The organism is Escherichia sp. E1V33, assembly GCF_004211955.1.
Classification (GTDB): domain Bacteria; phylum Pseudomonadota; class Gammaproteobacteria; order Enterobacterales; family Enterobacteriaceae; genus Escherichia.
The window spans coordinates 175,304-201,177 of record NZ_RHJI01000011.1 but is presented as its reverse complement, the minus strand read 5'-3'; the positions used below and the strand labels follow the sequence as shown (position 1 = coordinate 201,177).

At 51.1% G+C, this 25,874-nt stretch carries 25 protein-coding genes and 1 pseudogene; 14 read left to right on the top strand and 12 right to left on the bottom strand.

What is annotated here, in order from left to right:
- From D9742_RS12470 to D9742_RS12450, 6 genes and pseudogenes are all read right to left on the bottom strand, one after another.
- On the bottom strand, positions 1-128 hold a 128-nt coding region (locus tag D9742_RS12470), incomplete at its 3' end, for a DUF2732 family protein (protein WP_130237090.1).
- Positions 129-195: 67 nt separating this feature from the next.
- Positions 196-537 carry a DUF5347 domain-containing protein gene (locus tag D9742_RS12465; protein ID WP_130237089.1) on the bottom strand — a complete coding sequence of 114 codons (342 nt, stop codon included), beginning with the start codon at positions 535-537 and terminating at the stop codon, positions 196-198.
- Between the two features lie 22 nt (positions 538-559).
- Positions 560-784: a hypothetical protein gene (locus D9742_RS23790; protein ID WP_346477267.1), complete on the bottom strand. Its 225-nt coding sequence runs from the start codon at positions 782-784 to the stop codon at positions 560-562.
- Positions 785-795: 11 nt separating this feature from the next.
- Positions 796-951 (bottom strand): annotated as a pseudogene (locus D9742_RS23435) (phage filamentation protein Fil family protein); the annotation flags it as partial.
- Between the two features lie 7 nt (positions 952-958).
- Entirely contained in the window at positions 959-1,468 is a 510-nt protein-coding gene (locus D9742_RS12455; RefSeq protein ID WP_130237087.1) for a phage regulatory CII family protein, read from the bottom strand.
- Positions 1,469-1,502: 34 nt separating this feature from the next.
- Positions 1,503-1,739, bottom strand: a complete 237-nt coding sequence (locus D9742_RS12450) for a hypothetical protein (protein WP_063069726.1) — start codon at positions 1,737-1,739, stop codon at positions 1,503-1,505.
- Positions 1,740-1,839: 100 nt separating this feature from the next.
- On the opposite strand from D9742_RS12450, the gene D9742_RS12445 reads away from it, so the two are divergent.
- The 3 genes from D9742_RS12445 to D9742_RS12435 are packed head-to-tail and all read left to right on the top strand — an operon-like array spanning position 1,840 to position 4,046.
- Positions 1,840-2,454 carry a phage repressor protein CI gene (locus D9742_RS12445; protein ID WP_130237086.1) on the top strand — a complete coding sequence of 205 codons (615 nt, stop codon included), beginning with the start codon at positions 1,840-1,842 and terminating at the stop codon, positions 2,452-2,454.
- 24 nt (positions 2,455-2,478) lie between these two features.
- Positions 2,479-3,027 (top strand): hypothetical protein, encoded by a 549-nt coding sequence (locus tag D9742_RS12440; RefSeq protein WP_130237085.1) that lies wholly within the window; start codon positions 2,479-2,481, stop codon positions 3,025-3,027.
- A gap of 5 nt (positions 3,028-3,032) precedes the next feature.
- Positions 3,033-4,046, top strand: a complete 1,014-nt coding sequence (locus D9742_RS12435) for a tyrosine-type recombinase/integrase (protein WP_130237084.1) — start codon at positions 3,033-3,035, stop codon at positions 4,044-4,046.
- 219 nt (positions 4,047-4,265) lie between these two features.
- On the opposite strand, the gene nfeF is transcribed toward D9742_RS12435, so the two are convergent.
- Complete coding sequence (nfeF, locus tag D9742_RS12430; RefSeq protein WP_130237083.1) at positions 4,266-5,030, bottom strand: NADPH-dependent ferric chelate reductase NfeF; 765 nt, start codon at positions 5,028-5,030, stop codon at positions 4,266-4,268.
- A gap of 276 nt (positions 5,031-5,306) precedes the next feature.
- On the opposite strand from nfeF, the gene nfeR reads away from it, so the two are divergent.
- Positions 5,307-5,930 carry a DNA-binding transcriptional regulator NfeR gene (gene nfeR / locus D9742_RS12425; RefSeq protein ID WP_021577978.1) on the top strand — a complete coding sequence of 208 codons (624 nt, stop codon included), beginning with the start codon at positions 5,307-5,309 and terminating at the stop codon, positions 5,928-5,930.
- Between the two features lie 153 nt (positions 5,931-6,083).
- Here nfeR and aer read toward each other — a convergent pair whose 3' ends face one another.
- Positions 6,084-7,604 (bottom strand): aerotaxis sensor receptor Aer, encoded by a 1,521-nt coding sequence (gene aer, locus D9742_RS12420; protein ID WP_130237082.1) that lies wholly within the window; start codon positions 7,602-7,604, stop codon positions 6,084-6,086.
- 417 nt (positions 7,605-8,021) lie between these two features.
- Here aer and ygjG point away from each other — a divergent pair, with 417 nt between their 5' ends.
- Complete coding sequence (gene ygjG / locus D9742_RS12415) at positions 8,022-9,401, top strand: putrescine aminotransferase (protein WP_001297164.1); 1,380 nt, start codon at positions 8,022-8,024, stop codon at positions 9,399-9,401.
- A gap of 41 nt (positions 9,402-9,442) precedes the next feature.
- Here the strand turns inward: ygjG and D9742_RS12410 are convergent, their stop codons facing one another.
- Positions 9,443-9,775: a tRNA-binding protein gene (locus tag D9742_RS12410; RefSeq protein ID WP_000450588.1), complete on the bottom strand. Its 333-nt coding sequence runs from the start codon at positions 9,773-9,775 to the stop codon at positions 9,443-9,445.
- Positions 9,776-9,993: 218 nt separating this feature from the next.
- Between D9742_RS12410 and ebgR the strand changes: the two genes are divergently transcribed.
- The 7 genes from ebgR (at position 9,994) to fadH (ending at position 22,310) form a co-directional block, all read left to right on the top strand.
- Complete coding sequence (gene ebgR, locus D9742_RS12405) at positions 9,994-10,977, top strand: transcriptional regulator EbgR (protein WP_130237080.1); 984 nt, start codon at positions 9,994-9,996, stop codon at positions 10,975-10,977.
- 183 nt (positions 10,978-11,160) lie between these two features.
- On the top strand, positions 11,161-14,253 hold the full coding sequence (ebgA, locus tag D9742_RS12400) for a beta-galactosidase subunit alpha (protein ID WP_130237079.1): 3,093 nt from the start codon (positions 11,161-11,163) through the stop codon (positions 14,251-14,253).
- On the top strand, positions 14,250-14,699 hold the full coding sequence (locus D9742_RS12395) for a beta-galactosidase subunit beta (protein ID WP_001219954.1): 450 nt from the start codon (positions 14,250-14,252) through the stop codon (positions 14,697-14,699). The genes ebgA and D9742_RS12395 overlap by 4 nt, the downstream gene beginning before the upstream one ends.
- A gap of 62 nt (positions 14,700-14,761) precedes the next feature.
- Positions 14,762-16,195 carry an amino acid permease gene (locus D9742_RS12390; RefSeq protein ID WP_021577980.1) on the top strand — a complete coding sequence of 478 codons (1,434 nt, stop codon included), beginning with the start codon at positions 14,762-14,764 and terminating at the stop codon, positions 16,193-16,195.
- Positions 16,196-16,328: 133 nt separating this feature from the next.
- Positions 16,329-17,399: a protein YgjJ gene (gene ygjJ, locus D9742_RS12385; RefSeq protein WP_000767654.1), complete on the top strand. Its 1,071-nt coding sequence runs from the start codon at positions 16,329-16,331 to the stop codon at positions 17,397-17,399.
- A gap of 16 nt (positions 17,400-17,415) precedes the next feature.
- Positions 17,416-19,767 carry an alpha-glucosidase gene (ygjK, locus tag D9742_RS12380; RefSeq protein WP_130237078.1) on the top strand — a complete coding sequence of 784 codons (2,352 nt, stop codon included), beginning with the start codon at positions 17,416-17,418 and terminating at the stop codon, positions 19,765-19,767.
- A gap of 524 nt (positions 19,768-20,291) precedes the next feature.
- The gene (fadH, locus tag D9742_RS12375; protein WP_130237077.1) at positions 20,292-22,310 is read left to right on the top strand and encodes an NADPH-dependent 2,4-dienoyl-CoA reductase; all 2,019 of its coding nucleotides are present in this window, start codon (positions 20,292-20,294) and stop codon (positions 22,308-22,310) included.
- Between the two features lie 44 nt (positions 22,311-22,354).
- Here the strand turns inward: fadH and higA are convergent, their stop codons facing one another.
- From higA to rlmG, 3 genes are all read right to left on the bottom strand, one after another.
- A complete protein-coding gene (higA, locus tag D9742_RS12370; protein ID WP_000560266.1) occupies positions 22,355-22,771 on the bottom strand; it encodes a type II toxin-antitoxin system antitoxin HigA in 417 nt (138 codons plus the stop codon).
- Positions 22,768-23,082: a type II toxin-antitoxin system toxin HigB gene (gene higB / locus D9742_RS12365; protein ID WP_000550189.1), complete on the bottom strand. Its 315-nt coding sequence runs from the start codon at positions 23,080-23,082 to the stop codon at positions 22,768-22,770. Before higB ends, higA begins: the two co-directional genes overlap by 4 nt.
- Positions 23,083-23,366: 284 nt before the next feature.
- A complete protein-coding gene (gene rlmG / locus D9742_RS12360) occupies positions 23,367-24,503 on the bottom strand; it encodes a 23S rRNA (guanine(1835)-N(2))-methyltransferase RlmG (RefSeq protein ID WP_000018704.1) in 1,137 nt (378 codons plus the stop codon).
- A gap of 84 nt (positions 24,504-24,587) precedes the next feature.
- On the opposite strand from rlmG, the gene D9742_RS12355 reads away from it, so the two are divergent.
- Both D9742_RS12355 and D9742_RS12350 read left to right on the top strand, forming a co-directional pair.
- The gene (locus tag D9742_RS12355) at positions 24,588-25,091 is read left to right on the top strand and encodes a M48 family metallopeptidase (RefSeq protein ID WP_130237076.1); all 504 of its coding nucleotides are present in this window, start codon (positions 24,588-24,590) and stop codon (positions 25,089-25,091) included.
- A 76-nt stretch (positions 25,092-25,167) separates the two neighbouring features.
- Positions 25,168-25,860: a vancomycin high temperature exclusion protein gene (locus tag D9742_RS12350; protein ID WP_075330404.1), complete on the top strand. Its 693-nt coding sequence runs from the start codon at positions 25,168-25,170 to the stop codon at positions 25,858-25,860.
- Positions 25,861-25,874 lie beyond the last annotated feature (14 nt).

Sequence of the window (25,874 nt, the reverse complement as noted above, 5' to 3'; positions counted from 1 at the left end):
CTATCAAGGCGAGCTGCCATTACTTCAGCCCTTGCCCGGCGTTCTTCCAGACGAGCCTCTGTCAGTAAAATATTAAGCCCTGCGTCATCCGGTCCGGTTTTAGTCGTGAGGGTTTCAATATTACGCATACTCAATTCTCCTGAATTTAGATAAAGGAATACCCGGCGGGTTTACGCCTTTAATTTCATTAGTTGGTTAATTCGGCATGGTTAGCCGTCTGGGAAATAAGCTCACCACTGCACGAAAATGATTCATTGCTTTAATCAGCTCCCGCTTTTCGTCAGTGGTCAGCTCATAAATGCTGATGCTATGACGTTCAGCTGGAATTTTTGCCATAAAGAATATGGCAGCCAGTGCCCGTTTATTTTGTTCATTATTGATATCCCGTGGATCACGCATATCTTTAATAAACCGCTCAAGCTCTGACTCAATATTCAGGCCAAAAACTTTCGCCCTTAACTCCGCAATGTGATTAAGTCCATTCAGGCGTTCACCGGGGCTTAATGGAACAGTCGCCGCAGCGCCATTAATTGCCATAATTCATATCCCCAAAACGCAACTATCGTTCTTTGTTCTTACGGTAACGCTCAAGAGGAGATACATTTTCTCGTATCATCTCTTTAACCTGCTCTCCCCGTAAAAACGTCCCATCCTTTAGCGTGAAAAAGTAGCTGCCATCGCCCGACAACGACGGATAACAACAGAGCAAATCATCTTCAGGTACTGAATAACTCTCCCCTCTGTAACGAAACTGATAAACCACTTCACTTTCCGTTGCATACATTTTGACTTTCTCCGTTTCCTCGAGGCCAATTCAGACAGCAATTCATCTTGTGAATGACATGGATGCCAGCGTTTTCCATCCTCACCCATGATCCAGCCGTGACCGTAGTGCATTGCCGGACTTTGCTTTACCAGCAGCGATGCAAATGATGGTTCTTTCGTCAGCATAAGCACCTCACAGCAAACCGAATGAAGCGCCAAGGCCAGTCACGGTATCAACTGCACTCGCCATCGCAGGATTAGCCTGTAAACGGGCCTGCAATGAAACAGCAGCCAGCGCCATCAGTCGTGTTACAGAGTTAATGCTGCTGATAGCATCACGACGACCTGAACTGGTTTTTACATCGCCAGAAACCGCACCTGCCGCGACACGCCCAATTTCAGCAGTTGCACTCATGACGTAATGCGGCAGTTTCTCTTTTGCCACCTCATTAATCGGAACACATGGCAGACAATGAATCTGTGCCAGAAAACCATCTACCAGCGTTGAATCTTCAGTCAGATCGGTAAGCAACCAGATTTCTGACGGCGTGAGCTGATGCGATTGTTCCGGGTTCAACTTGTTACGCAGCGTCTGGACGTTCATTCCCGCGCGTGCTGCCAGCTTCGCCATGTTGTGACGCAGTGCGAAAGCCCGGCAGGCTTCATCAAAATGCGGATGTTTGGAAACACGATAATCAAACATGATGTAAACCCTTTTCTATCCCAAAATGGAACTATCAGGCTTGCATTGCGACTTCGCAGCCTTGGGCCGCTTCCATCGTCAACGCGAACATGTTGATTTCGATAAGGCTGTTAACTCCGGCTTTTTTCCTGATGGGCAGACGGTTTTCCCGGATCATTTGACGGGCATAGCTAGGCTTGTAACCAGTACGGCGACAGAACTCATCCAGTGTGATGAATGGCTCAGATATCACAAGGTTGATGCTGGGGCGCATTGAAAAATTACTTTTCATGATGCACTATTCCTCAGTTTGTGTTTAAAAATTCACTATTCGGATGTATTCGCACATATACCGAACACCACAAAATCGATAATAGGATCACAATTGAGATATGTCAAACACAAAAAAAAACCCCAGTGAAATTTCAAAATTCAATTTTCCATCTCAAAGTGGGGGAAGAGAGGCCATAACACGCATTCTGCAGGCTTATGGATTTAGCACAAGGCAAGCTCTATGTGATCATCTCGGCGTATCTCAAAGCACAATGGCTAACCGCTGGATGCGTGACACTTTTCCATATGACTGGCTTATAGCCTGCCATCTGGACACAGGTATACCCTTGATTTGGCTAACTACTGGTAAGGGCACCCCAGAAGCCATGCCAAATGAAGATCACGGATTGACTTTGCAATTAAATGAAATCACAAATGGGATTTTAAACAACGTAACCTTGATTCGTTATGACCTACGCCTAATACCTCAAAACACCACAAATCCGTTTCTCGTCAAATTTGAATCGACGACGTATCTCGTCAGTGAATATAAAGGCGAGATCAACGACGGCACCTGGCTGATTGAGATAGATGGTTTTGCGAGCATCAGACAGGTTTACCGGCTGCCTGGCGGGCGAGTTCGTGTCGAAAACGGCCCAGCATCATTTGAGTGTGCGGCCTCTGATGTAAAAGTTTTAGGGAAAGTGGCAAGCAAAATAGATAACGTGGATTGATATTAAATATCGTAAGGAGAATAAATGAGAGTTTTAGTCACAGGCGCTTTAATTTTGTCATCATTTGCTGCAATTGCAGCACCTGAACAATTCAAAAATATTAATGACTTGATGGAAAACTATAACGATTATCCAACTTATACCGTAGACGGTAAGGATTTTCCATCTTTCAAAATTTTGTCTGAAAAGCCTTTACACATCCAAATCTCACCGCGCACTTTATCAGGGAGTTCAACGAAAGATATTAAGTACGAATCAGACAAGGCAGCCATTTACGCAGCATATCGTACTTTGTACCAAACACCTTCAGACAGGGTTAAAGTCACAGTATTACCAATTTCAATTACTCCCCAACCTCGAAAGGTGGAGTATATGACGCAAGATAAATATGATTTTAGCATTACAAAAAAGCAGGCAATGAATTTACTCCACAAACACAGCAATATATTGAATGAAGACCAGTTAATGTCCGCCAATGGTGAATGGAGCAAAGCATTTGAAAAGTGCTGTTACCTTGAAGAAGGTAAGCCCGGTTTATCAATATTTGCTAAAGAGTTAATCACGCAAAGGTAAAAAACGTGGCTGTAACAAAACTCGCTAATGGTAAGTGGCAGGCTCAGGTCTTCCCCAACGGTAGGGATGGGCGGCGTGTGCGCCGCCTGTTTGCAACTAAAGGGGAAGCACTGGCATTTGAGCGATATATAAAAGACCAAACAATTGAAAAGCCGTGGCTTGGTGAAAAAAAAGATAAGCGACGTGTAATTGACCTTGTTGATACATGGTTTAATGCGCACGGTATTACACTATCTGATGGTCAGAAAAGAAAAGATACGATGGAGTTTGCTTGCATAGCAATGGGTAACCCTCTTGCGAGTGAGTTTAATGCGAAATTGTTTGCCAGCTATCGTGAGCAACGTTTAAGCGGGAAAATTACTCGCTCCAACAGAGTAAAAGCCGTCACACCACGAACTGTGAATTTAGAACTAGCTTACTTCCGCGCAATGTTCAATGAATTAAAGCGTCTGGATGATTGGGTGGCTCCTAATCCACTCGAAAATGTTCGTGAATTCAAAATTGATGAAGCGGAGTTAGCTTGGTTGACAGTAGAAGAAGTAAAAGTGCTTCTTGCTGAGTGCGAGAAAAGCAGAGCTAAAGACCTGTCGATGATCGTACAAATTTGTCTAGCCACTGGTGCACGTTGGGGTGAGGCTGAGTCCCTGTCTGGCATGCAAATCAGTCCCGGGAAGATCACCTTTACCAAAACAAAGGGGAAAAAAAACAGAACTGTTCCAATAAGTGATGAACTATACGAAATGCTTCCACGCATCAGAACATCAAAACATCTGTTTAAGCCATGCTACTCCGCATTCAGAACTGCAATAAAAAGGGCCAAAATTGAATTACCTGATGGCCAGCTTTCGCATGTGCTTCGACACACGTTCGCAAGCCACTTTATGATGGGTGGGGGGAACATACTAGTTCTACAACGTATCCTTGGTCATACAGATATCAAAGTAACAATGCGCTATGCACATTTTGCACCTGACCACCTAAACGAAGCTGTGTCATTAAACCCCCTGAACCTGTTGTGATGGCAGCAAAATGGCAGCAGAGCTACACACTATTGCACAACATTTAACAATATTCAGCATTCCAACTCATTGAAAAATAAATAACTTATTGATTTTCCAGCAATTGAAATGGGACTCATAATCGCTTGGTCGCTGGTTCAAGTCCAGCAGGGGCCACCAGACACCGCAAAGGCTGACGAGAAATCGTCAGCCTTTTTGCTTTTTTGATATGGAAAGCAATTACTTTGCGTGCCAGTAAGCCGCTGCGCGTACCCGTTGAGGGTCATACTGTTCCGCTTCAAAGCGACGGCTTAAATTCTTCACCACTTTCCCTTCGCCGGTGATCCAGATGAAGTAGTCATCGGCAGGGATTGTCAATTGTGCCAAACGTATGTCCACCGCCTGCTCATCATGTGCCAGCCATTCGATATTAAAACCATCAAGGTGCGCGAGATAATCCTGACAGGCGTTATCCCGCACGCTAACCAGCGCGCTAACTTGCGGTTTAACGGCAAGTTTGCTCAACGTTTCCAGGCGGCGGCGCAGTGCGGGCATCCCGGACTCATCGCAGACATACAGCTGATACGCGTAATCCTCTGGCACCACCAGCGAACCGCGTGGCCCAGCCACCGTGAGTTTGTCACCCGGTTGCGCCTGCATTGCCCAGCTACTGGCGACGCCGTCTTCGTGAATAAAGAAATCAATCGCCAGTTCATGGCGTAGTTCGTCATACAACGGCGTATAGTCACGCGACGGTGGGCGTGGTCCTTCCGGCCAGACGATGCCCTCTTCCGTAACCGTTGGCGGCACAAAGTGAGCGTCAGGTTGAGGAAAGAAGAGTTTGCTGTGATCGTCAAAGCCACGAGACGTAAAACCTTCCAGCGCCTCGCCGCCGAGGACAATGCGCTGAAAACCGGCGCTGATACGCTCAACGCGTAGCACAGTCAGTTCACGGAAGCGCAGATCATTGCGAACGCGCTGCGGGTAGCGGGGGGAGTTATTCATTGTTATCGCCTTCGTGATGGTAATCAGATATATCTAAATATAAATCACAAATGATAATGATTGTTAATCATGATAAATGCAAGCGATTTGTAGAACTGATATATCTGAAGTATGTGAAGGCATTCAGCACCATAGCAAGGCTGCCGGATGCGGCATGAACGCCTTACCTGGCCTACGTGTGAGATGAATCCACGTTTAAAAATCATTTTTGTACTTGCAGTAATGCTCATATCAGATATAAATTAGATATATCTAATTAAGCAAAAGGAGGCTGATATGAGCCATCATCACGAAGGGTGTTGTAAACATGAAGGCCAGCCACGCCATGAAGGCTGCTGCAAAGGTGAGAAGTCAGAACACGAGCGCTGCGAGCATGGACATCAGCATGAACACGGTCAATGCTGCGGTGGTCGCCACGGTCGCGGCGGCGGTCGTCGGCAACGTTTCTTTGGTCACGGTGAATTGCGTCTGGTGATTCTGGATATTCTCTCGCGCGATGACAGCCACGGTTACGAGTTGATTAAAGCGATTGAAAATCTGACCCAGGGGAATTACACCCCAAGCCCGGGCGTCATCTACCCAACGCTGGATTTTCTGCAGGAGCAGTCGCTGATTACCATCCGCGAAGAAGAAGGCGGCAAAAAGCAGATTGCGCTGACCGAACAGGGCGCGCAGTGGCTGGAAGAAAACCGCGAACAAGTGGAGATGATTGAAGAACGCATCAAAGCGCGTTGCGTTGGCGCTGCGCTGCGTCAGAACCCGCAAATGAAGCGGGCGCTGGATAATTTTAAAGCGGTGCTGGATTTACGCGTCAACCAGAGCGATATCACTGATGCACAAATAAAAAAGATCATTGCGGTGATCGACCGCGCCGCTTTTGATATTACGCAACTGGATTAATCGCCGCATCCGCCAGTGGCGCGGTGCAATTGCCGGATGCGACGCTTGACGCGCCTTATCCGGCCTACACCCGCTACACACCCCGTAGGCCTGATAAGATGCGCCAGCATCGCATCAGGCATCGTGTATCAAATACCGGATCCGGCATACCGATTAATGCAGCACTGTCACCGCGTCTTCCAGTCGGCTGGCGCGGTGTTTCACCATCGCCGACACCTGTGCACTCTCTTCCACCAGCTCGGCGTTTTTCTGAGTGATCAGGTTAAGCTCATCCACCGCACGGGTCAGGCTGGAAAGCCCATCGGCCTGTTCCAGCGTTGAATGGCTAATCTGGGCGATCAATTGGGTGACGTTTTTCACCTGGGCCACAATATCTTCCATCGTCCGTCCGGCGGCGTGTACCTGCTGCGAACCGGATTGCACCTTATCAGCACTGGCATCAATCAGCTTGCGAATATCGTTGGCAGCATTGGCGCTGCGGCTGGCTAAATGACGCACTTCCCCCGCCACCACCGCAAAACCTTTGCCCTGTTCTCCGGCACGCGCCGCTTCCACCGCCGCATTCAGGGCCAGGATATTAGTCTGAAACGCAATATCGTTAATCAGCGAAGTAATGGTGCCAATGCGCTGGGTACTGTCGGCGATATCGTCCATCGTCTTGATCACCGTGGTCATTGCTTCCCCGCCCTGCACCGCCGCATTACTGGCAGTGATAGAAAGTTTATCGGCAGCCGAAGCCGTCGCTGAGTTCTGTTTCACCGACGCCGCCATCTGGCTCATGGTCGCTACCGTTTGCTGGACATTATCTACCGTCTGCTGAGTATGCTCGTTCAGTTCATCAGTGCCTTTCGCCAGCACCTCACTACCATTTCTGACGCTGGAAACCTGGCTTGAGACATCATTAATCAACCAGCGACACATCAGGCCAAGTTGCCCTACCGCACGTAATGTCAGCCCCAGCTCATCGCTGCGATTCAGATGCTCAACACTATTACGTTCTCCGGTCGCCACCTTCAGTGCCTGACGGGCAACATTTTCTATCGGGCGGACAATCTGCCATTCAAAACAGGCGCTTGCCAACAATACCACTAACGCACAGAGGATATACGTCACCACCGGGGCAGCAACAAACCAAAGCATGGCCGCCAGCACGATAAACATCAATGCCATAACCCCACGCGCCCGCCAGCGAAGCGGTAATGAAGGCAGTTTACCCAGCCAGCCTTTACGCACCACCAGGCCTTTATGAATACGCTTACCGGTACGTCCGGCGTTCAGCGCTTTGTACAGCGGCTCCACCGCCGCGATCTCTTCATCCGTCGCCCGGGTACGAATCGACATATAGCCACTGATTTTTCCCTCGCGCACCATCGGTACCGCATTCGCTCGCACCCAATAATGGTCGCCATTTTTGCGGCGATTTTTCACGATACCGCTCCAGGGTTCCCCTTTTTTCAGGGTGTACCACATATCAGCAAACGCCGCTTTTGGCATATCCGGGTGACGCACCATCTTATGCGGCTGGCCCTGTAACTCCTGCAAGGTATAGCCGCTCACTTGCACGAAAGAATCATTGGCGTGGGTGATATAGCTTTGCAGATCGGTAGTGGACATCAGGGTAGTATCGTCAGGCAGCGGAGTATTTTGCTGGGTGACATACGGATGAGAAGACATAATCGCGTCCTGTGCAGGTTATATGGTTGTTAACTTCTTGTCGGAAGTTATGTCGGCCCCGGCGCGGTTATCTTTAGCACTTTAATTTGATTTAGATCGCAATTTGCAATTAAAGCACAACCCCTAATCCCTTGATTTAAAATACTTTCATTCTGTTATTATCCGAAGCCGTTAATTATCTTGCCCAAAAATCAGGCATTTATTGCCCTGAAAGAGTGCATTTGCGCAGCGATAGCAAAATTCACCCCCGATAAAATCGTGCAAAATAACGCCAATAGTTAACATTTAGCATTAAGTGTTACATAAATGATAATGAGGTTTGTGTTTATCCCGATTTTCGCGATCGCAGCCGGAGTGGCGCAATCCCTGCAATACTTAAATCGGTATCATGTGATACGCGAGCCTCCGGAGCATATTTTGAACAGGTTACCTTCGAGCGCATCGGCTTTAGCGTGCAGCGCCCACGCCCTGAATCTCATTGAGAAGCGAACGCTGGATCATGAGGAGATGAAAGCACTTAACCGAGAGGTGATTGAATACTTCAAAGAGCATGTCAATCCGGGGTTTTTAGAGTATCGCAAATCTGTTACCGCCGGCGGGGATTACGGAGCCGTAGAGTGGCAAGCGGGAGGTTTAAATACGCTTGTCGACACCCAGGGACAGGAGTTTATCGACTGCCTGGGAGGTTTTGGAATTTTCAACGTGGGGCACCGTAATCCAGTTGTGGTTTCCGCCGTACAGAATCAACTTGCGAAACAACCGCTGCACAGCCAGGAGCTGCTCGATCCGTTACGGGCGATGCTGGCGAAAACTCTTGCTGCGCTAACGCCCGGTAAATTGAAATACAGCTTCTTCTGTAATAGCGGCACCGAGTCCGTTGAAGCGGCGCTGAAGCTGGCGAAGGCTTATCAGTCGCCGCGCGGCAAATTTACTTTTATTGCCACCAGCGGCGCGTTCCACGGTAAATCACTTGGCGCGCTGTCGGCCACGGCGAAATCGACCTTCCGCAAACCGTTTATGCCACTGCTGCCAGGGTTCCGTCATGTGCCGTTTGGCAATATCGAAGCCATGCGCACGGCTCTTAACGAGTGCAAAAAAACCGGTGATGATGTGGCTGCGGTGATCCTCGAACCGATTCAGGGCGAAGGTGGCGTAATTCTGCCGCCGCCGGGCTATCTCACCGCCGTGCGTAAGCTGTGCGATGAGTTCGGCGCACTGATGATCCTTGATGAAGTACAAACGGGCATGGGGCGCACGGGCAAGATGTTCGCCTGCGAGCATGAGAATGTGCAGCCAGATATTCTGTGTCTGGCAAAAGCCCTCGGCGGCGGCGTGATGCCGATTGGCGCAACCATCGCCACTGAAGAGGTGTTTTCAGTTCTGTTCGACAACCCATTCCTGCATACCACCACCTTTGGCGGCAACCCGCTGGCCTGTGCGGCGGCGCTGGCGACCATCAATGTGTTGCTGGAGCAGAACTTACCGGCTCAGGCTGAACAAAAAGGCGATATGTTGCTGGACGGTTTCCGTCAACTGGCGCGGGAATATCCCGATCTGGTACAGGAAGCGCGTGGTAAAGGGATGTTGATGGCGATTGAGTTTGTTGATAACGAAATCGGCTATAACTTTGCCAGCGAGATGTTCCGCCAGCGCGTACTGGTGGCCGGAACGCTCAATAACGCCAAAACGATCCGCATTGAACCGCCACTGACGCTGACCATTGAACAGTGTGAACTGGTGATCAAAGCGGCACGTAAGGCGCTGGCGGCCATGCGAGTAAGTGTCGAAGAAGCGTAATATCAAATCGGATGGCGATACGACGTCGCCATCCGATCTTTTTATACGATACGTACGCCCGCAGGCATCATCCGCTCCGGCGTTAACAGCACGCTTTCACTGCCGTCATCGGTTTCCGCACACAACAACATGCATTCCGACGTTTCACCGCGCATTTTAGCTTTTTGCAGATTGCATAAGACCACCACCGTTTTCCCCATCAGCTCTTCTTCGCTGTAGTACGGCACCAGGCTGGTCACGGTTTGCAGCGTTTTTTCCCCCACATCAACCTGTACGATGTACAGCTTGTCGGCGTTTTCATGGCGTTTCACTTCCACAATCTTTCCGACGCGCATTTCCAGACGTGCAAAATCAGCGTAAGCCACGGTTTCCATTGCTTCCTCCCTTCGGGTAAAATTTTACTAAACTATAGCAAAAGTTTTTCTCAATCCTGTAGGCTAAAAATGGAGAATGCAGGCGTGATCACATTCGTAAGCCGCTGTGTTACCGTTACAGCGTCAAAGAAACGCGCTTTATTTACTGAAAAGAGGTGACCCGATAAGCACTTCCTCTACAATGGGGACGCACATCAGGGAAAGTAAAAAAGGTAAACATGGCAACACTAAAAGACATCGCAATCGAAGCTGGCGTATCCCTGGCGACAGTATCCAGGGTCTTAAATGACGATCCGACATTGAATGTGAAAGAAGAGACGAAACATCGCATTCTCGAGATCGCCGAAAAGCTGGAGTACAAGACCAGCAGCGCCCGTAAGCTACAGACAGGCGCAGTCAACCAGCACCATATACTGGCTATCTACAGCTACCAACAAGAGCTGGAGATCAACGATCCTTACTATCTGGCAATCCGACACGGCATCGAAACCCAATGTGAAAAGCTGGGCATCGAGCTCACCAACTGTTATGAACACAGCGGTTTGCCAGACATTAAAAACGTCACCGGCATTTTGATTGTCGGCAAACCCACACCCTCCCTGCGCGCCGCTGCCAGCGCATTGACCGACAATATCTGTTTTATCGACTTTCACGAACCCGGCAGCGGTTACGATGCGGTAGATATCGATCTGGCACGCATCAGTAAAGAAATCATCGACTTCTATATCAACCAGGGCGTTAATCGCATTGGTTTTATTGGCGGTGAAGATGAGCCTGGCAAGGCGGATATTCGTGAGGTCGCCTTTGCGGAATATGGCCGTCTGAAACAAGTAGTACGCGAAGAGGATATCTGGCGCGGCGGTTTTTCCAGTTCGTCGGGTTATGAACTGGCAAAACAGATGCTGGCGCGGGAAGACTATCCGAAGGCACTGTTTGTTGCTTCCGATTCCATTGCTATCGGCGTACTGCGGGCGATTCATGAACGTGGTCTGAACATCCCACAGGATATTTCGCTTATCAGCGTTAATGATATCCCCACCGCGCGATTTACCTTTCCGCCGCTCTCCACCGTGCGCATCCATTCCGAAATGATGGGAAGTCAGGGCGTAAACCTGGTGTATGAAAAAGCCCGCGATGGTCGCGCGCTGCCGCTGTTAGTCTTCGTTCCCAGCAAATTAAAACTGCGCGGCACGACCCGTTAAATCCCCTTACACACTGTCCGGCAATCGTTTTTGCCGGACAGTGCTGCCGTTTATTTTCGTGATCCAGTTAAAGTAAATGCATTCACCTGCTACTTTTTAGTAAAAATTTTACTAAACTCCCCAGCAATTACACAAACTACCATCACCATGAATGGTTCCGATTTCTCTCTACCGGGAGGCCCTATGAATCGCTGGGAAAACATTCAGCTCACCCACGAAAACCGACTTGCGCCGCGTGCGTACTTTTTTTCATATGATTCTGTTGCGCAAGCGCGTACCTTTGCCCGCGAAACCAGCAGCCTGTTTCTGCCCTTAAGCGGTCAGTGGAATTTCCATTTTTTTGACCACCCGCTGCAAGTGCCTGAAGCCTTCACCTCTGAGTTAATGGCTGACTGGGGGCATATTACCGTCCCCGCCATGTGGCAAATGGAAGGTCACGGCAAACTGCAATATACCGACGAAGGTTTTCCGTTCCCCATCGATGTGCCGTTTGTTCCCAGCGATAACCCAACCGGTGCCTATCAACGTATTTTCACCCTCAGTGACGGCTGGCAGGGTAAACAGACGCTGATTAAATTTGACGGCGTCGAAACTTATTTTGAAGTCTACGTTAACGGTCAGTATGTGGGGTTCAGCAAGGGCAGTCGCCTGACCGCAGAGTTTGACATCAGCGCGATGGTTAAAACCGGCGACAACCTGTTGTGTGTGCGCGTGATGCAGTGGGCGGACTCTACCTACGTGGAAGACCAGGATATGTGGTGGTCGGCGGGGATCTTCCGCGATGTTTATCTGATCGGAAAACAACTCACGCATATTAACGATTTCACCGTTCGTACCGACTTTGACGAAGCCTATTGCGATGCCACGCTTTCCTGCGAAGTGGTGCTGGAAAATCTCGCCGCCTCCCCTGTCGCAACGACGCTGGAATATACCCTGTTTGATGGCGAACGCGTGGTGCACAGCAGCGCCATTGATCATTTGGCAATTGAAAAACTGACCAGCGCCAGCTTTGCTTTTACTGTCGAACAGCCCCAGCAATGGTCAGCAGAATCCCCTTATCTTTACCATCTGGTCATGACGCTGAAAGACGCCGACGGCAACGTTCTGGAAGTGGTACCACAACGCGTTGGCTTCCGTGATATCAAAGTGCGCGACGGTCTGTTCTGGATCAATAACCGTTATGTGATGCTGCACGGCGTCAACCGTCACGACAACGATCATCGCAAAGGCCGCGCCGTTGGAATGGATCGCGTCGAGAAAGATCTCCAGTTGATGAAGCAGCACAACATCAACTCCGTGCGTACCGCTCACTACCCGAACGATCCGCGTTTTTACGAACTGTGTGATATCTACGGCTTGTTTGTGATGGCGGAAACCGACGTCGAATCGCACGGCTTTGCTAATGTCGGCGATATCAGCCGTATTACCGACGATCCGCAGTGGGAAAAAGTCTACGTCGAGCGCATTGTTCGACATATTCACGCGCAGAAAAACCATCCGTCGATCATCATCTGGTCGCTGGGCAATGAATCCGGCTATGGCTGTAACATCCGCGCGATGTACCACGCAGCGAAGGCGCTGGATGACACGCGACTGGTGCATTACGAAGAAGATCGCGATGCTGAAGTGGTCGATATTATTTCCACCATGTACACCCGCGTGCCGCTGATGAATGAGTTTGGTGAATACCCGCATCCGAAGCCGCGCATCATCTGTGAATATGCTCATGCGATGGGGAACGGACCGGGCGGGCTGACGGAGTACCAGAACGTCTTCTATAAGCACGATTGTATTCAGGGACATTATGTTTGGGAGTGGTGCGACCACGGGATCCAGGCGCTGGATGACAACGGCAATGTCTGGTATAAATTCGGCGGCGACTACGGCGACTATCCCAACAACTATAACTTCTGTCTTGATGGTTTGATCTATTCCGATCAGACGCCGGGACCAGGCCTGAAAGAGTACAAACAGGTTATCGCGCCGGTAAAAATCCACGCGCTGGATCTGACTCGCGGCGAGCTGAAAGTCGAAAATAAACTGTGGTTTACCACGCTTGATGACTACACCCTGCACGCAGAGGTGCGCGCCGAAGGTGAAACGCTCGCGACGCAGCAGATTAAACTGCGCGACGTTGCGCCGAACAGCGAAGCCCCCTTGCAGATCACGCTGCCGCAGCTGGACGCCCGCGAAGCGTTCCTCAACATTACGGTGACCAAAGATTCCCGCACCCGCTACAGCGAAGCCGGACACCCTATAGCCACTTATCAGTTTCCGCTGAAGGAAAACACCGCGCAGCCAGTGCCTTTCGCACCAAATAATGCGCGTCCGCTGACGCTGGAAGACGATCGTTTGAGCTGCACCGTTCGCGGCTACAACTTCGCGATCACCTTCTCAAAAATGAGTGGCAAACCGACATCCTGGCAGGTAAATGGCGAGTCGCTGCTGACCCGCGAGCCAAAGATCAACTTCTTCAAGCCGATGATCGACAACCACAAGCAGGAGTACGAAGGGCTGTGGCAACCGAATCATTTGCAGATCATGCAGGAACATCTGCGCGACTTTGCCGTAGAACAGAGCGATGGTGAAGTGTTGATCATCAGCCGCACGGTTATAGCACCGCCGGTGTTTGACTTCGGGATGCGCTGTACCTACATCTGGCGCATCGCTGCCGATGGCCAGGTTAACGTGGCGCTTTCCGGCGAGCGTTACGGCGACTATCCGCACATCATTCCGTGCATCGGTTTCACCATGGGGATTAACGGCGAATACGATCAGGTGGCGTATTACGGTCGTGGACCGGGCGAAAACTACGCCGACAGCCAACAGGCTAACATCATCGATATCTGGCGCAGCACCGTCGATGCCATGTTCGAGAACTATCCCTTCCCGCAGAACAACGGCAACCGTCAGCATGTCCGCTGGACGGCACTGACTAACCGCCACGGCAACGGTCTGCTGGTGGTTCCGCAGCGCCCAATTAACTTCAGCGCCTGGCACTATACCCAGGAAAACATCCACGCTGCCCAGCACTGTAACGAGCTGCAGCGCAGTGATGACATCACCCTGAATCTCGACCACCAGCTGCTTGGCCTCGGCTCCAACTCCTGGGGCAGCGAGGTGCTGGACTCCTGGCGCGTCTGGTTCCGTGACTTCAGCTACGGCTTTACGTTGCTGCCGGTTTCTGGCGGAGAAGCTACCGCGCAAAGCCTGGCGTCGTATGAGTTCGGCGCAGGGTTCTTTTCCACAAATTTGCACAGCGAGAATAAGCAATGAGGATCATCGATAACTTAGAACAGTTCCGCCAGATTTACGCCTCTGGTAAGAAGTGGCAACGCTGCGTTGAAGCGATTGAAAATATCGACAACATTCAGCCTGGCGTCGCCCACTCCATCGGTGACTCATTGACTTACCGCGTGGAGACAGACTCCGCGACCGATGCGCTATTTACCGGGCATCGACGCTATTTTGAAGTGCATTACTACCTGCAAGGGCAGCAAAAAATTGAATATGCGCCGAAAGAGACATTACAGGTAGTGGAATATTATCGTGACGAAACTGACCGCGAATATTTAAAAGGCTGCGGAGAAACCGTAGAGGTCCACGAAGGGCAAATCGTTATTTGCGATATCCATGAAGCATATCGGTTTATCTGCAATAACGCGGTCAAAAAAGTGGTTCTCAAAGTCACCATCGAAGATGGTTATTTCCATAACAAATAACAACTACGGCGGCAAAAGGAGTTTGCCGCCACCGCTACCCTACTCATTTTCGGAGATGTGTTATGTCTGATACCAAACGTAATACAATCGGCAAATTCGGCTTGCTCTCGCTGACTTTTGCCGCCGTTTACAGCTTTAACAACGTTATCAATAATAATATTGAGCTTGGACTGGCCTCGGCACCGATGTTTTTCCTCGCGACGATTTTTTATTTTATTCCCTTCTGTCTGATCATCGCAGAATTTGTTTCGTTAAATAAAAACTCAGAAGCCGGTGTCTACGCGTGGGTAAAAAGTTCGCTGGGCGGACGTTGGGCATTTATTACTGCCTATACCTACTGGTTCGTAAACCTGTTCTTTTTCACCTCGCTGTTGCCGCGCGTTATTGCTTATGCTTCGTATGCCTTCCTCGGCTACGAATATATTATGACGCCGGTTGCCACCACCATTATCAGTATGGTGCTGTTCGCCTTCTCCACCTGGGTTTCCACCAACGGGGCGAAAATGTTGGGGCCAATTACCTCCGTCACTTCAACGCTGATGCTGCTGTTAACGCTCTCCTACATTTTACTGGCAGGTACGGCGCTGGTTGGCGGCGTACAGCCTGCTGACCCCATCACCGTTGACGCGATGATCCCGAACTTCAACTGGGCGTTCCTCGGCGTTACCACCTGGATCTTTATGGCCGCAGGTGGCGCGGAGTCCGTCGCGGTGTACGTTAACGACGTCAAAGGCGGTTCGAAATCGTTCGTTAAAGTGATCATCCTCGCCGGGATTTTTATCGGCGTACTATATTCCGTCTCCTCGGTGCTGATTAACGTCTTCGTCAGCAGCAAAGAGTTGAAATTTACTGGCGGATCGGTGCAGGTATTCCACGGCATGGCGGCGTATTTTGGTCTGCCGGAAGCGTTGATGAATCGCTTTGTCGGTCTGGTGTCCTTTACCGCGATGTTCGGTTCCCTGCTGATGTGGACCGCAACGCCGGTGAAAATTTTCTTCTCCGAAATCCCGGAAGGCATCTTTGGTAAGAAAACCGTCGAACTGAACGAAAACGGCGTTCCGGCGCGCGCAGCGTGGATCCAGTTCCTGATCGTCATCCCGCTGATGATTATCCCGATGCTCGGTTCCAATACTGTGCAGGATCTGATGAATACTATTATTAATATGACCGCCGCAGCGTCCATGCTTCCGCCGTTATTCATCATGCTGGCTTACCTGAATTTACGCGCCAAATTAGATCACCTGCCACGCGATTTCCGTATGGGCTCCCGCCGCACCGGTATTATCGTTGTTTCAATGCTGATTGCGATATTTTCCGTAGGGTTTGTCGCTTCGACATTCCCGACTGGCGCGAATATTCTGACCATCATTTTTTATAACGTCGGCGGTATTGTTATCTTCCTCGGCTTTGCGTGGTGGAAATACAGTAAATATATAAAGGGATTAACGGCTGAAGAGCGCCATATTGAAGCGACGCCAGCCAGCAATGTTGATTAAGCAGACTAATAAAAAATGAGCAGGCATTTTCCCTCTTCCTGGATGGGGAGAGGGAAAATAGTTTCTGCCTTTATATTTTTATAATTACAACGATAAAAGGCTGTACTTTTTCTTTAGCTCATGGATTAACACAATGAAATTAATCACTGCACCATGCAGAGCATTACTTGCTCTGCCGTTTTGCTACGCCTTTTCTGCGGCAGGAGAAGAAGCACGTCCGGCAGAACATGACGACACAAAAACACCCGCAATTACCTCGACATCTTCTCCTTCATTTCGTTTTTACGGTGAATTAGGGGTTGGTGGATATATGGATTTAGAGGGTGAGAATAAACATAAATACAGCGACGGCACCTATATTGAAGGTGGCCTGGAGATGAAGTACGGCTCCTGGTTCGGCCTGATTTACGGCGAAGGCTGGACCGTACAGGCCGACCACGACGGTAATGCTTGGGTGCCTGACCATAGCTGGGGCGGTTTCGAAGGCGGGATTAACCGTTTCTATGGTGGTTATCGTACTAATGATGGCACCGAAATCATGCTCAGTCTGCGTCAGGATTCCTCGCTGGATGACCTGCAATGGTGGGGCGACTTCACCCCCGATCTGGGCTACGTCATTCCCAATACCCGCGACATTATGACCGCGCTGAAGGTGCAGAACTTAAGCGGCAACTTTCGTTATAGCGTCACCGCCACACCTGCCGGACATCATGACGAAAGCAAAGCATGGCTACATTTTGGCAAGTACGATCGCTACGACGACAAATACACCTATCCGGCAATGATGAACGGTTACATCCAGTATGACCTTGCCGAAGGCATCACCTGGATGAATGGTCTGGAAATTACCGACGGCACAGGACAACTCTATCTCACGGGCCTGCTTACCCCTAACTTTGCCGCTCGCGCCTGGCACCATACCGGACGCGCCGACGGGCTGGACGTACCGGGAAGTGAAAGCGGGATGATGGTGAGCGCCATGTATGAAGCGTTAAAGGGCGTTTATCTCTCCACCGCTTACACCTACGCCAAACATCGCCCTGACCACGCTGACGATGAAACCACCTCTTTCATGCAGTTTGGTATCTGGTACGAATATGGCGGCGGACGTTTCGCAACGGCTTTTGATAGCCGCTTCTACATGAAAAATGCCTCTAACGATCCCAGCGACCAAATCTTCCTGATGCAATATTTCTACTGGTAATAAGGACTGTAATTTCATGAAAATCAAAACTATTTTAACGCCAGTAACCTGCGCTCTGCTGATAAGTTTTTCCGCCCATGCCGCTAACGCCGACAATTATAAAAACGTGATTAACCGTACTGGCGCGCCGCAGTACATGAAGGATTACGATTACGACGATCACCAGCGTTTTAATCCGTTTTTCGATCTCGGAGCCTGGCATGGTCATCTGTTGCCAGACGGCCCTAACAACATGGGCGGTTTTCCAGGCGTTGCGCTGCTGACGGAAGAGTACATCAACTTTATGGCCAGCAATTTCGACCGCCTGACCGTCTGGCAGGACGGCAAGAAAGTCGACTTCACGCTGGAGGCATACAGTATTCCCGGCGCGCTGGTGCAAAAACTGACAGCAAAAGATGTGCAGGTCGAAATGACTCTTCGCTTCGCCACGTCGCGCACGTCACTACTGGAAACCAAAATCACCAGCAATAAACCGCTGGATCTGGTGTGGGACGGCGAACTGCTGGAAAAACTGGAAGCTAAAGAAGGAAAACCGCTTTCCGATAAAACCATTGCTGGCGAATACCCTGACTATCAGCGCAAAATCAGCGCCACCCGTGATGGCCTGAAAGTCACCTTTGGCAAAGTGCGCGCCACCTGGGATCTGCTGACTTCCGGCGAATCGGAATATCAGGTGCATAAATCCCTGCCAGTACAGACTGAAATCAACGGCAATCGCTTTACCAGTAAAGCGCATATCAACGGTTCGACGACGCTCTATACCACCTATTCCCATCTGCTGACCGCTCAGGAAGTTAGCAAAGAGCAGATGCAAATCCGCGATATTCTGGCGCGTCCGGCGTTTTATCTCACCGCCTCGCAGCAACGCTGGGAAGAGTATCTGAAGAAAGGGTTAACCAATCCGGATGCGACGCCGGAACAGACGCGCGTCGCGGTAAAAGCAATCGAGACGCTCAACGGTAACTGGCGCTCACCGGGCGGGGCGGTGAAATATAACACCGTCACGCCGTCGGTGACCGGACGCTGGTTCTCCGGCAATCAGACCTGGCCGTGGGATACCTGGAAGCAGGCGTTTGCGATGGCACATTTCAATCCGGATATCGCCAAAGAGAATATCCGCGCTGTCTTCTCCTGGCAGATCCAGCCCGGCGACCGCGTGCGTCCGCAGGATGTGGGCTTTGTCCCCGACCTGATAGCGTGGAACCTTAGCCCCGAGCGTGGTGGCGATGGCGGCAACTGGAACGAACGTAATACCAAACCCAGCCTTGCCGCCTGGTCGGTGATGGAAGTGTATAACGTCACCCAGGATAAAGCCTGGCTGGCAGAGATGTACCCGAAACTGGTGGCCTATCACGACTGGTGGTTACGTAACCGCGATCACAACGGCAACGGCGTGCCGGAATATGGCGCGACCCGCGATAAAGCCCACAACACCGAGAGCGGCGAGATGCTGTTTACGGTAAAAAAAGGTGACAAAGAAGAGACGCAGTCTGGACTGAACAACTACGCCCGCGTGGTGGAGAAAGGCCAGTACGACAGTCTGGAAATTCCGGCACAGGTCGCTGCGTCGTGGGAATCGGGCCGTGATGATGCCGCCGTCTTTGGGTTTATCGACAAAGAACAGCTGGATAAATATGTCGCTAACGGCGGCAAACGTAGCGACTGGACGGTGAAATTCGCCGAAAACCGCAGTCAGGACGGAACGTTGCTGGGCTACTCGCTATTGCAGGAGTCGGTGGATCAGGCCAGCTATATGTACAGCGATAACCATTATCTGGCAGAGATGGCAACCATCCTCGGTAAGCCGGAAGAGGCCAAACGCTATCGCCAGTTGGCACAGCAGCTCGCGGACTACATCAACACCTGTATGTTCGACCCGACTACACAGTTCTACTATGACGTGCGCATTGAAGATAAACCGCTGCCGAACGGCTGTGCGGGTAAACCGATTGTCGAGCGCGGTAAAGGGCCGGAAGGCTGGTCACCGCTGTTTAACGGTGCGGCAACGCAGGCCAATGCCGACGCGGTGGTGAAGGTGATGCTCGATCCTAAAGAGTTCAATACCTTTGTTCCGCTGGGAACGGCGGCGTTAACCAATCCGGCCTTTGGCGCGGATATCTACTGGCGCGGGCGCGTATGGGTGGATCAGTTCTGGTTTGGTCTGAAAGGGATGGAGCGTTACGGTTATCGCGATGATGCCCTGAAACTGGCGGATACGTTCTTCCGGCACGCCAAAGGGTTAACCGCCGATGGCCCAATTCAGGAGAATTACAACCCGCTCACTGGCGCACAGCAAGGCGCACCAAATTTCTCCTGGAGTGCCGCACATTTGTATATGTTGTATAACGATTTTTTCCGTAAGCAATAATTTGCAACGGCTGGCGGATGCGGCGTGAACGCCTTATCCGCCCTACATATTCGTTCCCGTAGGCTGGATAAGACGCGACAAGCGTCGCATCCGGCATCTGCACCGCGCCACCGGCGGATGCTGCGTGAACGCCTTATCCGCCCTACATGTTCGTTCCCGTAGGCTGGATAAGACCCGACAAGCGTCGCATCCGGCATCTGCACCTCGCCACTGGCGGATGCGGCGTGAACGCCTTATCCGCCCTACATGTTCGTTCCCGTAGGCTGGATAAGACGCGACAAGCGTCGCATCCGGCATCTGCACCACGCCACTGGCGGATGCGGCGTGAACGCCTTATCCGCCCTACATGTGCAATCCCCCAGGCGGATAGGACCCGGCAAGCGTCGCATCCGGCGTTACCACCGGGCGTATTCTTTTTGAATCCCATCACAAACCCCGCACTCCCCTTTTCCCTTTTCTCCGGCGACGGCTAAATTAGAACTCATCCGACCACATAACAATTATTTTACATACTGGACAATTTTATGAGCTATCCGTCGCTGTTCGCCCCGCTTGATCTAGGCTTTACCACGTTAAAAAACCGCGTGTTAATGGGCTCAATGCACACTGGGCTGGAGGAATACCCGGACGGTGCTGAACGGCTGGCTGCGTTTTATGCCGAACGCGCCCGTCACGGCGTGGCGCTGATTGTTAGCGGCGGCATTGCACCAGATTTAACAGGCGTTGGCATGGAAGGTGGCGCAATGCTCAACGACGCCAGCCAGATCCCACACCATCGCACCATTACCGAAGCGGTACATCAGGAAGGCGGCAAAATCGCCCTGCAAATTTTGCATACCGGGCGCTACAGCTACCAGCCGCATCTGGTCGCGCCGTCCGCACTACAAGCGCCAATCAACCGCTTTGTTCCTCATGAACTCACCCATGAAGAGATTCTGCAACTGATCGACGATTTTGCCCACTGTGCGCAACTGGCGCGGGAGGCTGGATACGATGGCGTAGAGGTAATGGGTTCCGAAGGGTATTTGATCAACGAATTTCTGACTCTGCGCACCAATCAGCGTAGCGACCAGTGGGGCGGCGATTACCGCAACCGGATGCGGTTTGCCGTCGAAGTAGTGCGTGCGGTGCGCGAGCGCGTCGGCAACGACTTCATTATTATCTACCGGCTGTCGATGCTCGACCTGGTCGAAGGCGGCGGGACTTTTACCGAAACGGTAGAACTGGCGCAGGCCATTGAAGCGGCGGGCGCAACCATTATCAACACAGGAATAGGCTGGCATGAAGCGCGAATTCCGACCATCGCCACGCCAGTGCCGCGCGGCGCATTTAGCTGGGTCACGCGCAAACTGAAAGGTCACGTCTCGTTGCCGCTGGTGACCACCAACCGGATTAATGATCCGCAGGTTGCCGACGATATTCTCTTGCGCGGCGATGCCGATATGGTGTCGATGGCGCGACCGTTTCTTGCTGATGCGGAGCTGCTGTCAAAAGCGCAATCAGGCCGAGCCGATGAGATCAACACCTGTATTGGCTGCAATCAGGCCTGTCTCGATCAGATCTTCGTTGGCAAAGTCACCTCGTGCCTGGTGAATCCTCGCGCCTGCCATGAAACCAAAATGCCGATCCTTCCCGCAGTACAGAAAAAAAATCTGGCGGTGGTCGGTGCTGGTCCGGCAGGGCTGGCGTTTGCCATTAACGCGGCGGCGCGTGGTCATCAGGTAACGTTGTTTGACGCGCACAGTGAGATTGGCGGGCAGTTTAATATCGCCAAACAGATCCCCGGCAAAGAGGAGTTTTACGAAACGCTGCGCTACTACCGGCGGATGATCGAAGTAACGGGCGTGACTCTGAAACTCAATCACACCGTAACAGCGGATCAGTTACAGGAATTCGATGAAACGATCCTCGCCAGCGGGATCGTGCCGCGCGTTCCGCCTATCGACGGGATCGATCATCCGAAGGTGCTGAGTTATCTCGATGTACTGCGCGACAAAGCGCTGGTGGGCAACAAAGTTGCCATTATCGGTTGTGGCGGGATTGGTTTTGATACGGCGATGTATTTAAGTCAGCCGGGCGAATCCACCAGCCAGAATATCGCCGAGTTCTGTAATGAGTGGGGAATCGACAGTAGCCTGCAACAGGCCGGAGGTTTGAGTCCGCAAGGCATGCAGATCCCCCGTAGCCCACGGCAGATTGTGATGCTCCAACGCAAAACCAGCAAACCAGGACAAGGGTTGGGCAAAACTACGGGCTGGATCCATCGCACCACCCTACTCTCGCGCGGCGTGAAAATGATCCCTGGCGTAAGTTACCAGAAGATCGACGATGACGGGCTGCATGTGGTGATCAACGGCGAAACGCAGATAATAGCCGTGGATCATGTGGTGATCTGCGCAGGGCAAGAGCCAAACCGCACGCTGGCGCAACCGCTGATTGATAGCGGGAAAACCGTGCATTTAATTGGCGGCTGCGATGTAGCTATGGAGCTGGACGCACGACGGGCAATTGCCCAGGGAACACGGCTGGCGCTGGAGATTTAAATCGTTATTTGAAGTGCCGGATGCAACGCATCCGGCACGTCGCGTTAATCAATAAACAAGGCGGGAGAAATGCCGAATCGCGTTGCCAATTTTTTAGCGTGTTCCAGCGTTAATTTCCTCTTCCCGCTCAAAACGCGTGACACCATAGATTTACTGCCAATTTCCGGCAGATCGGAAAGGGTTAAACCATATTGATCCATAAGGGTACGAATCACGGCTATACCGCCAGGCATGGCTTGAGCCATGGCATTAAATTCCGCAAATTCGGGCGCTGATTCTTCCCACGCGGTTATTTTGGCACACACCAGATCCAGTAAGGGGTTTTCAGGATCGTTGAGCAGCAGATGATCTACCAGTTCCAGCGCCTGGGTGTATTGTTCCTCGTTCTGAATACCCGCCAGAAAAGGTGCCACAGCAGTTAGCTTTTCTCCTGCTTGCAAGATGTCGGCAATCGCAATCATTTTTTCCCCTTAGTACGATGAACAGCGGTAAAGAAATCGTATTCTTTATGCGTCATAACTTCACGTATGTAGCACTTTTGCGATTCAAAAAAGACCATTGCTACAACACGTAATTCATTGCCCCCAACATTGAAAACATAATGCTTATCCAGATATTTGAAGTTATCCAGAGATGGGAATACTGCTTTTAATGACTCAGGTTTTTTGAAATATCCCTTAGCAATCGTGTTCCCCAGAGCCACCAACTCCGTTTTATGTTGCGGGTATTTTTCCGCAGCATCTTTCAATGCTTTTTGAGTTATCAGGTGCATTCTTCATCACGTCAGTTGACAAATTGGCAATATGATAACATCCGTTGACAGATTGGCAACGGATGAATTTATCTGTGTGACGGAAGAATAAACGTAGAAAAACGCTAAACAAGAGAATGTAGAGGATGGTGACAGGGATTTTTTGTTTTATGGAAGCGCGATTCCAGAACTGGGCAGACATTGCCGGATGCGACGCTTGCCGCGTCTTATCCGACATGGGGGTAACGTACTGAACGTATGCCGGATAAGGCGTTTACGCCGCATCCGGCAGGTTGTTCTCAACCTTACCGACGACGTCCCAGCTTCACTGCTTTCAGCACCACAAATTTATTATTCGTCGCAATAGTGGTGCAGTTGCCGAAAATCTTCTTCAGTTTATGGAAGTAATCCAGATGGCGGTTGGCAACGATATACAGCTCGCCGTTGATTTTCAGGCAGCGGCGAGCGTGGTGGAACATTTCCCAGGCGACGTTATCGGTCAGCGCATGTTGCTGGTGAAACGGCGGGTTGCAGAGCACAGCATTAAAGCGGAAAGGCTCCACGCCGGAGAGCGCGTTGTTGATCATAAACTCGCAGCGATCCAACGCCTCTGGCATGTTGGTTTCTACGTTCAAACGGCTGGAAGCAACCGCCATCGGCGATTCATCGACAAACACCACTTTCGCCTGCGGGTTTTTATCAAGCAGCGTCAGGCCAATAACGCCGTTACCACAGCCGAGATCGACAATCTCACCTTCGAGATTCTCTGGCAGATGCTGCATAAAGAAGCGCGCGCCGATATCCAGCCCGGTGCGGGAGAAGACATTCGCATGGTTGTGGATAGTCCAGTCAGTACCTTCCAGCTTCCAGCTAACGGTCTGCGGCGCATCGGCCAGCGGCGGTTCATTGAAAGTGCAGTTAATCAGGCGCGCTTTTTTCCAGGCCAGCGTGGTGGTGGTCGGGCCGAGCACTTTTTCGAATAGTTCCAGCGTGGAAGTGTGGATGTCACGGGCTTTGGCACCGGCAATAATACGTGTTTGTGGTGTGACCACTTTGCGCAGCGCACGCAGTTGTTGTTCCAGCAATGCCAATGTTTTCGGTACTTTGATCAGCACCACGCCCGGCTGTTGCGGGTAGTCGGCGGTGCTGTCGAGAAACTTCACGCTCGATTCATCAATCCCGTTAAGGCGTAAATTCTCGCGCGTCGCCAGTTCGCTGATGTATGAGTCGCCAATGCTGTACGGCTTATGTTCCGCCAGCACACAGCTTAACGCACCAAAAGCATCATTCAGGATTAACACCGGGCCGCGGATTTCTGTGTCGTCCAACTGTTGCAGCAAATATTCATCCGCCGCTTCCCACGCCTGTAGCGGGTTAACGTCATCCGTCGCCGGGAAACGTTGTAGTGTCAGTGAACGGAAACCGTTGTCTAAGTGGCTCATCGGCCCTCCTGAATGATAAAATTTCGACGTTGCCCCTGAAAAGGGTGCGTGAGTATACCCTTTTTCTCTTTTTCGTGGGCGGTTATGAGCAATCTTACTTATCTTCAGGGTTACCCCGAGCAGTTGCTTTCCCAGGTGCGCACGCTGATTAACGAACAGCGTCTGGGCGAAGTGCTGGCAAAACGCTATCCGGGAACGCACGACTACGCCACCGATAAGGCGCTGTGGCAATATACCCAGGATCTGAAAAATCAGTTTCTGCGTAATGCCCCGCCGATCAATAAAGTGATGTATGACAATAAGATCCACGTGCTGAAAAACGCGCTCGGGTTACATACCGCTGTTTCTCGTGTGCAGGGCGGCAAGCTGAAAGCGAAGGCGGAGATTCGCGTCGCCACCGTGTTTCGTAACGCGCCGGAACCGTTTTTGCGCATGATCGTGGTGCACGAGCTGGCGCATCTGAAAGAGAAAGAACATAACAAAGCGTTCTACCAGTTGTGCTGCCATATGGAACCACAGTACCACCAGCTTGAGTTCGACACCCGTCTATGGCTGACGCAGCTTACGCTTGAGCAGGACAAAATCTGAAAATGCTCTCAGGCGCTATCTTTTCCTCCTTTAGCGCCTAAAATCGACCTCCCCTCTATCGTTAAGGATAACGACCATGCTGCGCGCATTTGCCCGCCTTCTTCGCCGCATTTGTTTTTCTCGCCGGACTCTCAAAATTGCTTGTGTTCTGTTGCTTGTGGCAGGCGCGACGATTTTTATCGCCGATCGGGCAATGGTCAATGCCAGCCAACAACTCACCTGGAGTGACGTCAACGCTATTCCGGCACGTAACGTGGGTTTACTGTTGGGAGCAAGACCGGGTAATCGCTATTTTACCCGACGTATTGATACCGCCGCAGAGTTGTACCACGCAGGAAAAGTGAAATGGCTGCTGGTCAGTGGCGATAACGGACGTAAAAATTACGATGAAGCCTCAGGCATGCAGCAGGCTTTGATCGCAAAGGGCGTACCGGCAAAAGTGATCTTCTGTGACTATGCCGGATTCTCAACGCTTGATTCAGTGGTGCGTGCCAATAAAGTGTTTGGGGAGAACCATATCACCATTATCTCGCAGGAATTTCATAATCAACGCGCCATCTGGCTGGCAAAACAATACGGCATCGATGCTATCGGGTTTAACGCACCAGACCTGAATATGAAGCACGGTTTTTATACTCAGTTACGGGAGAAACTCGCCAGAATCAGCGCGGTGATTGACGCGAAAATCTTCCATCGTCAGCCAAAATATCTCGGGCCGTCGGTCATTATTGGTCCGTTTAGTGAGCATGGTTGTCCGGCGCAGAAATAATGCGTATCCGCGCA

What these genes read in the sequence shown, in the direction of transcription:
- D9742_RS12465 (WP_130237089.1), bottom strand. Translation starts at nt 537, where the DNA reads ATGGCAATTAATGGCGCTGCGGCGACTGTTCCATTAAGCCCCGGTGAA.
- D9742_RS23790 (WP_346477267.1), bottom strand. Translation starts at nt 784, where the DNA reads ATGTATGCAACGGAAAGTGAAGTGGTTTATCAGTTTCGTTACAGAGGG.
- D9742_RS12455 (WP_130237087.1), bottom strand. Translation starts at nt 1,468, where the DNA reads ATGTTTGATTATCGTGTTTCCAAACATCCGCATTTTGATGAAGCCTGC.
- D9742_RS12450 (WP_063069726.1), bottom strand. Translation starts at nt 1,739, where the DNA reads ATGAAAAGTAATTTTTCAATGCGCCCCAGCATCAACCTTGTGATATCT.
- D9742_RS12445 (WP_130237086.1), top strand. Translation starts at nt 1,840, where the DNA reads ATGTCAAACACAAAAAAAAACCCCAGTGAAATTTCAAAATTCAATTTT.
- D9742_RS12440 (WP_130237085.1), top strand. Translation starts at nt 2,479, where the DNA reads ATGAGAGTTTTAGTCACAGGCGCTTTAATTTTGTCATCATTTGCTGCA.
- nfeF (WP_130237083.1), bottom strand. Translation starts at nt 5,030, where the DNA reads ATGAATAACTCCCCCCGCTACCCGCAGCGCGTTCGCAATGATCTGCGC.
- nfeR (WP_021577978.1), top strand. Translation starts at nt 5,307, where the DNA reads ATGAGCCATCATCACGAAGGGTGTTGTAAACATGAAGGCCAGCCACGC.
- aer (WP_130237082.1), bottom strand. Translation starts at nt 7,604, where the DNA reads ATGTCTTCTCATCCGTATGTCACCCAGCAAAATACTCCGCTGCCTGAC.
- D9742_RS12410 (WP_000450588.1), bottom strand. Translation starts at nt 9,775, where the DNA reads ATGGAAACCGTGGCTTACGCTGATTTTGCACGTCTGGAAATGCGCGTC.
- ebgR (WP_130237080.1), top strand. Translation starts at nt 9,994, where the DNA reads ATGGCAACACTAAAAGACATCGCAATCGAAGCTGGCGTATCCCTGGCG.
- ebgA (WP_130237079.1), top strand. Translation starts at nt 11,161, where the DNA reads ATGAATCGCTGGGAAAACATTCAGCTCACCCACGAAAACCGACTTGCG.
- D9742_RS12395 (WP_001219954.1), top strand. Translation starts at nt 14,250, where the DNA reads ATGAGGATCATCGATAACTTAGAACAGTTCCGCCAGATTTACGCCTCT.
- D9742_RS12390 (WP_021577980.1), top strand. Translation starts at nt 14,762, where the DNA reads ATGTCTGATACCAAACGTAATACAATCGGCAAATTCGGCTTGCTCTCG.
- ygjJ (WP_000767654.1), top strand. Translation starts at nt 16,329, where the DNA reads ATGAAATTAATCACTGCACCATGCAGAGCATTACTTGCTCTGCCGTTT.
- ygjK (WP_130237078.1), top strand. Translation starts at nt 17,416, where the DNA reads ATGAAAATCAAAACTATTTTAACGCCAGTAACCTGCGCTCTGCTGATA.
- fadH (WP_130237077.1), top strand. Translation starts at nt 20,292, where the DNA reads ATGAGCTATCCGTCGCTGTTCGCCCCGCTTGATCTAGGCTTTACCACG.
- higA (WP_000560266.1), bottom strand. Translation starts at nt 22,771, where the DNA reads ATGATTGCGATTGCCGACATCTTGCAAGCAGGAGAAAAGCTAACTGCT.
- higB (WP_000550189.1), bottom strand. Translation starts at nt 23,082, where the DNA reads ATGCACCTGATAACTCAAAAAGCATTGAAAGATGCTGCGGAAAAATAC.
- rlmG (WP_000018704.1), bottom strand. Translation starts at nt 24,503, where the DNA reads ATGAGCCACTTAGACAACGGTTTCCGTTCACTGACACTACAACGTTTC.
- D9742_RS12355 (WP_130237076.1), top strand. Translation starts at nt 24,588, where the DNA reads ATGAGCAATCTTACTTATCTTCAGGGTTACCCCGAGCAGTTGCTTTCC.
- D9742_RS12350 (WP_075330404.1), top strand. Translation starts at nt 25,168, where the DNA reads ATGCTGCGCGCATTTGCCCGCCTTCTTCGCCGCATTTGTTTTTCTCGC.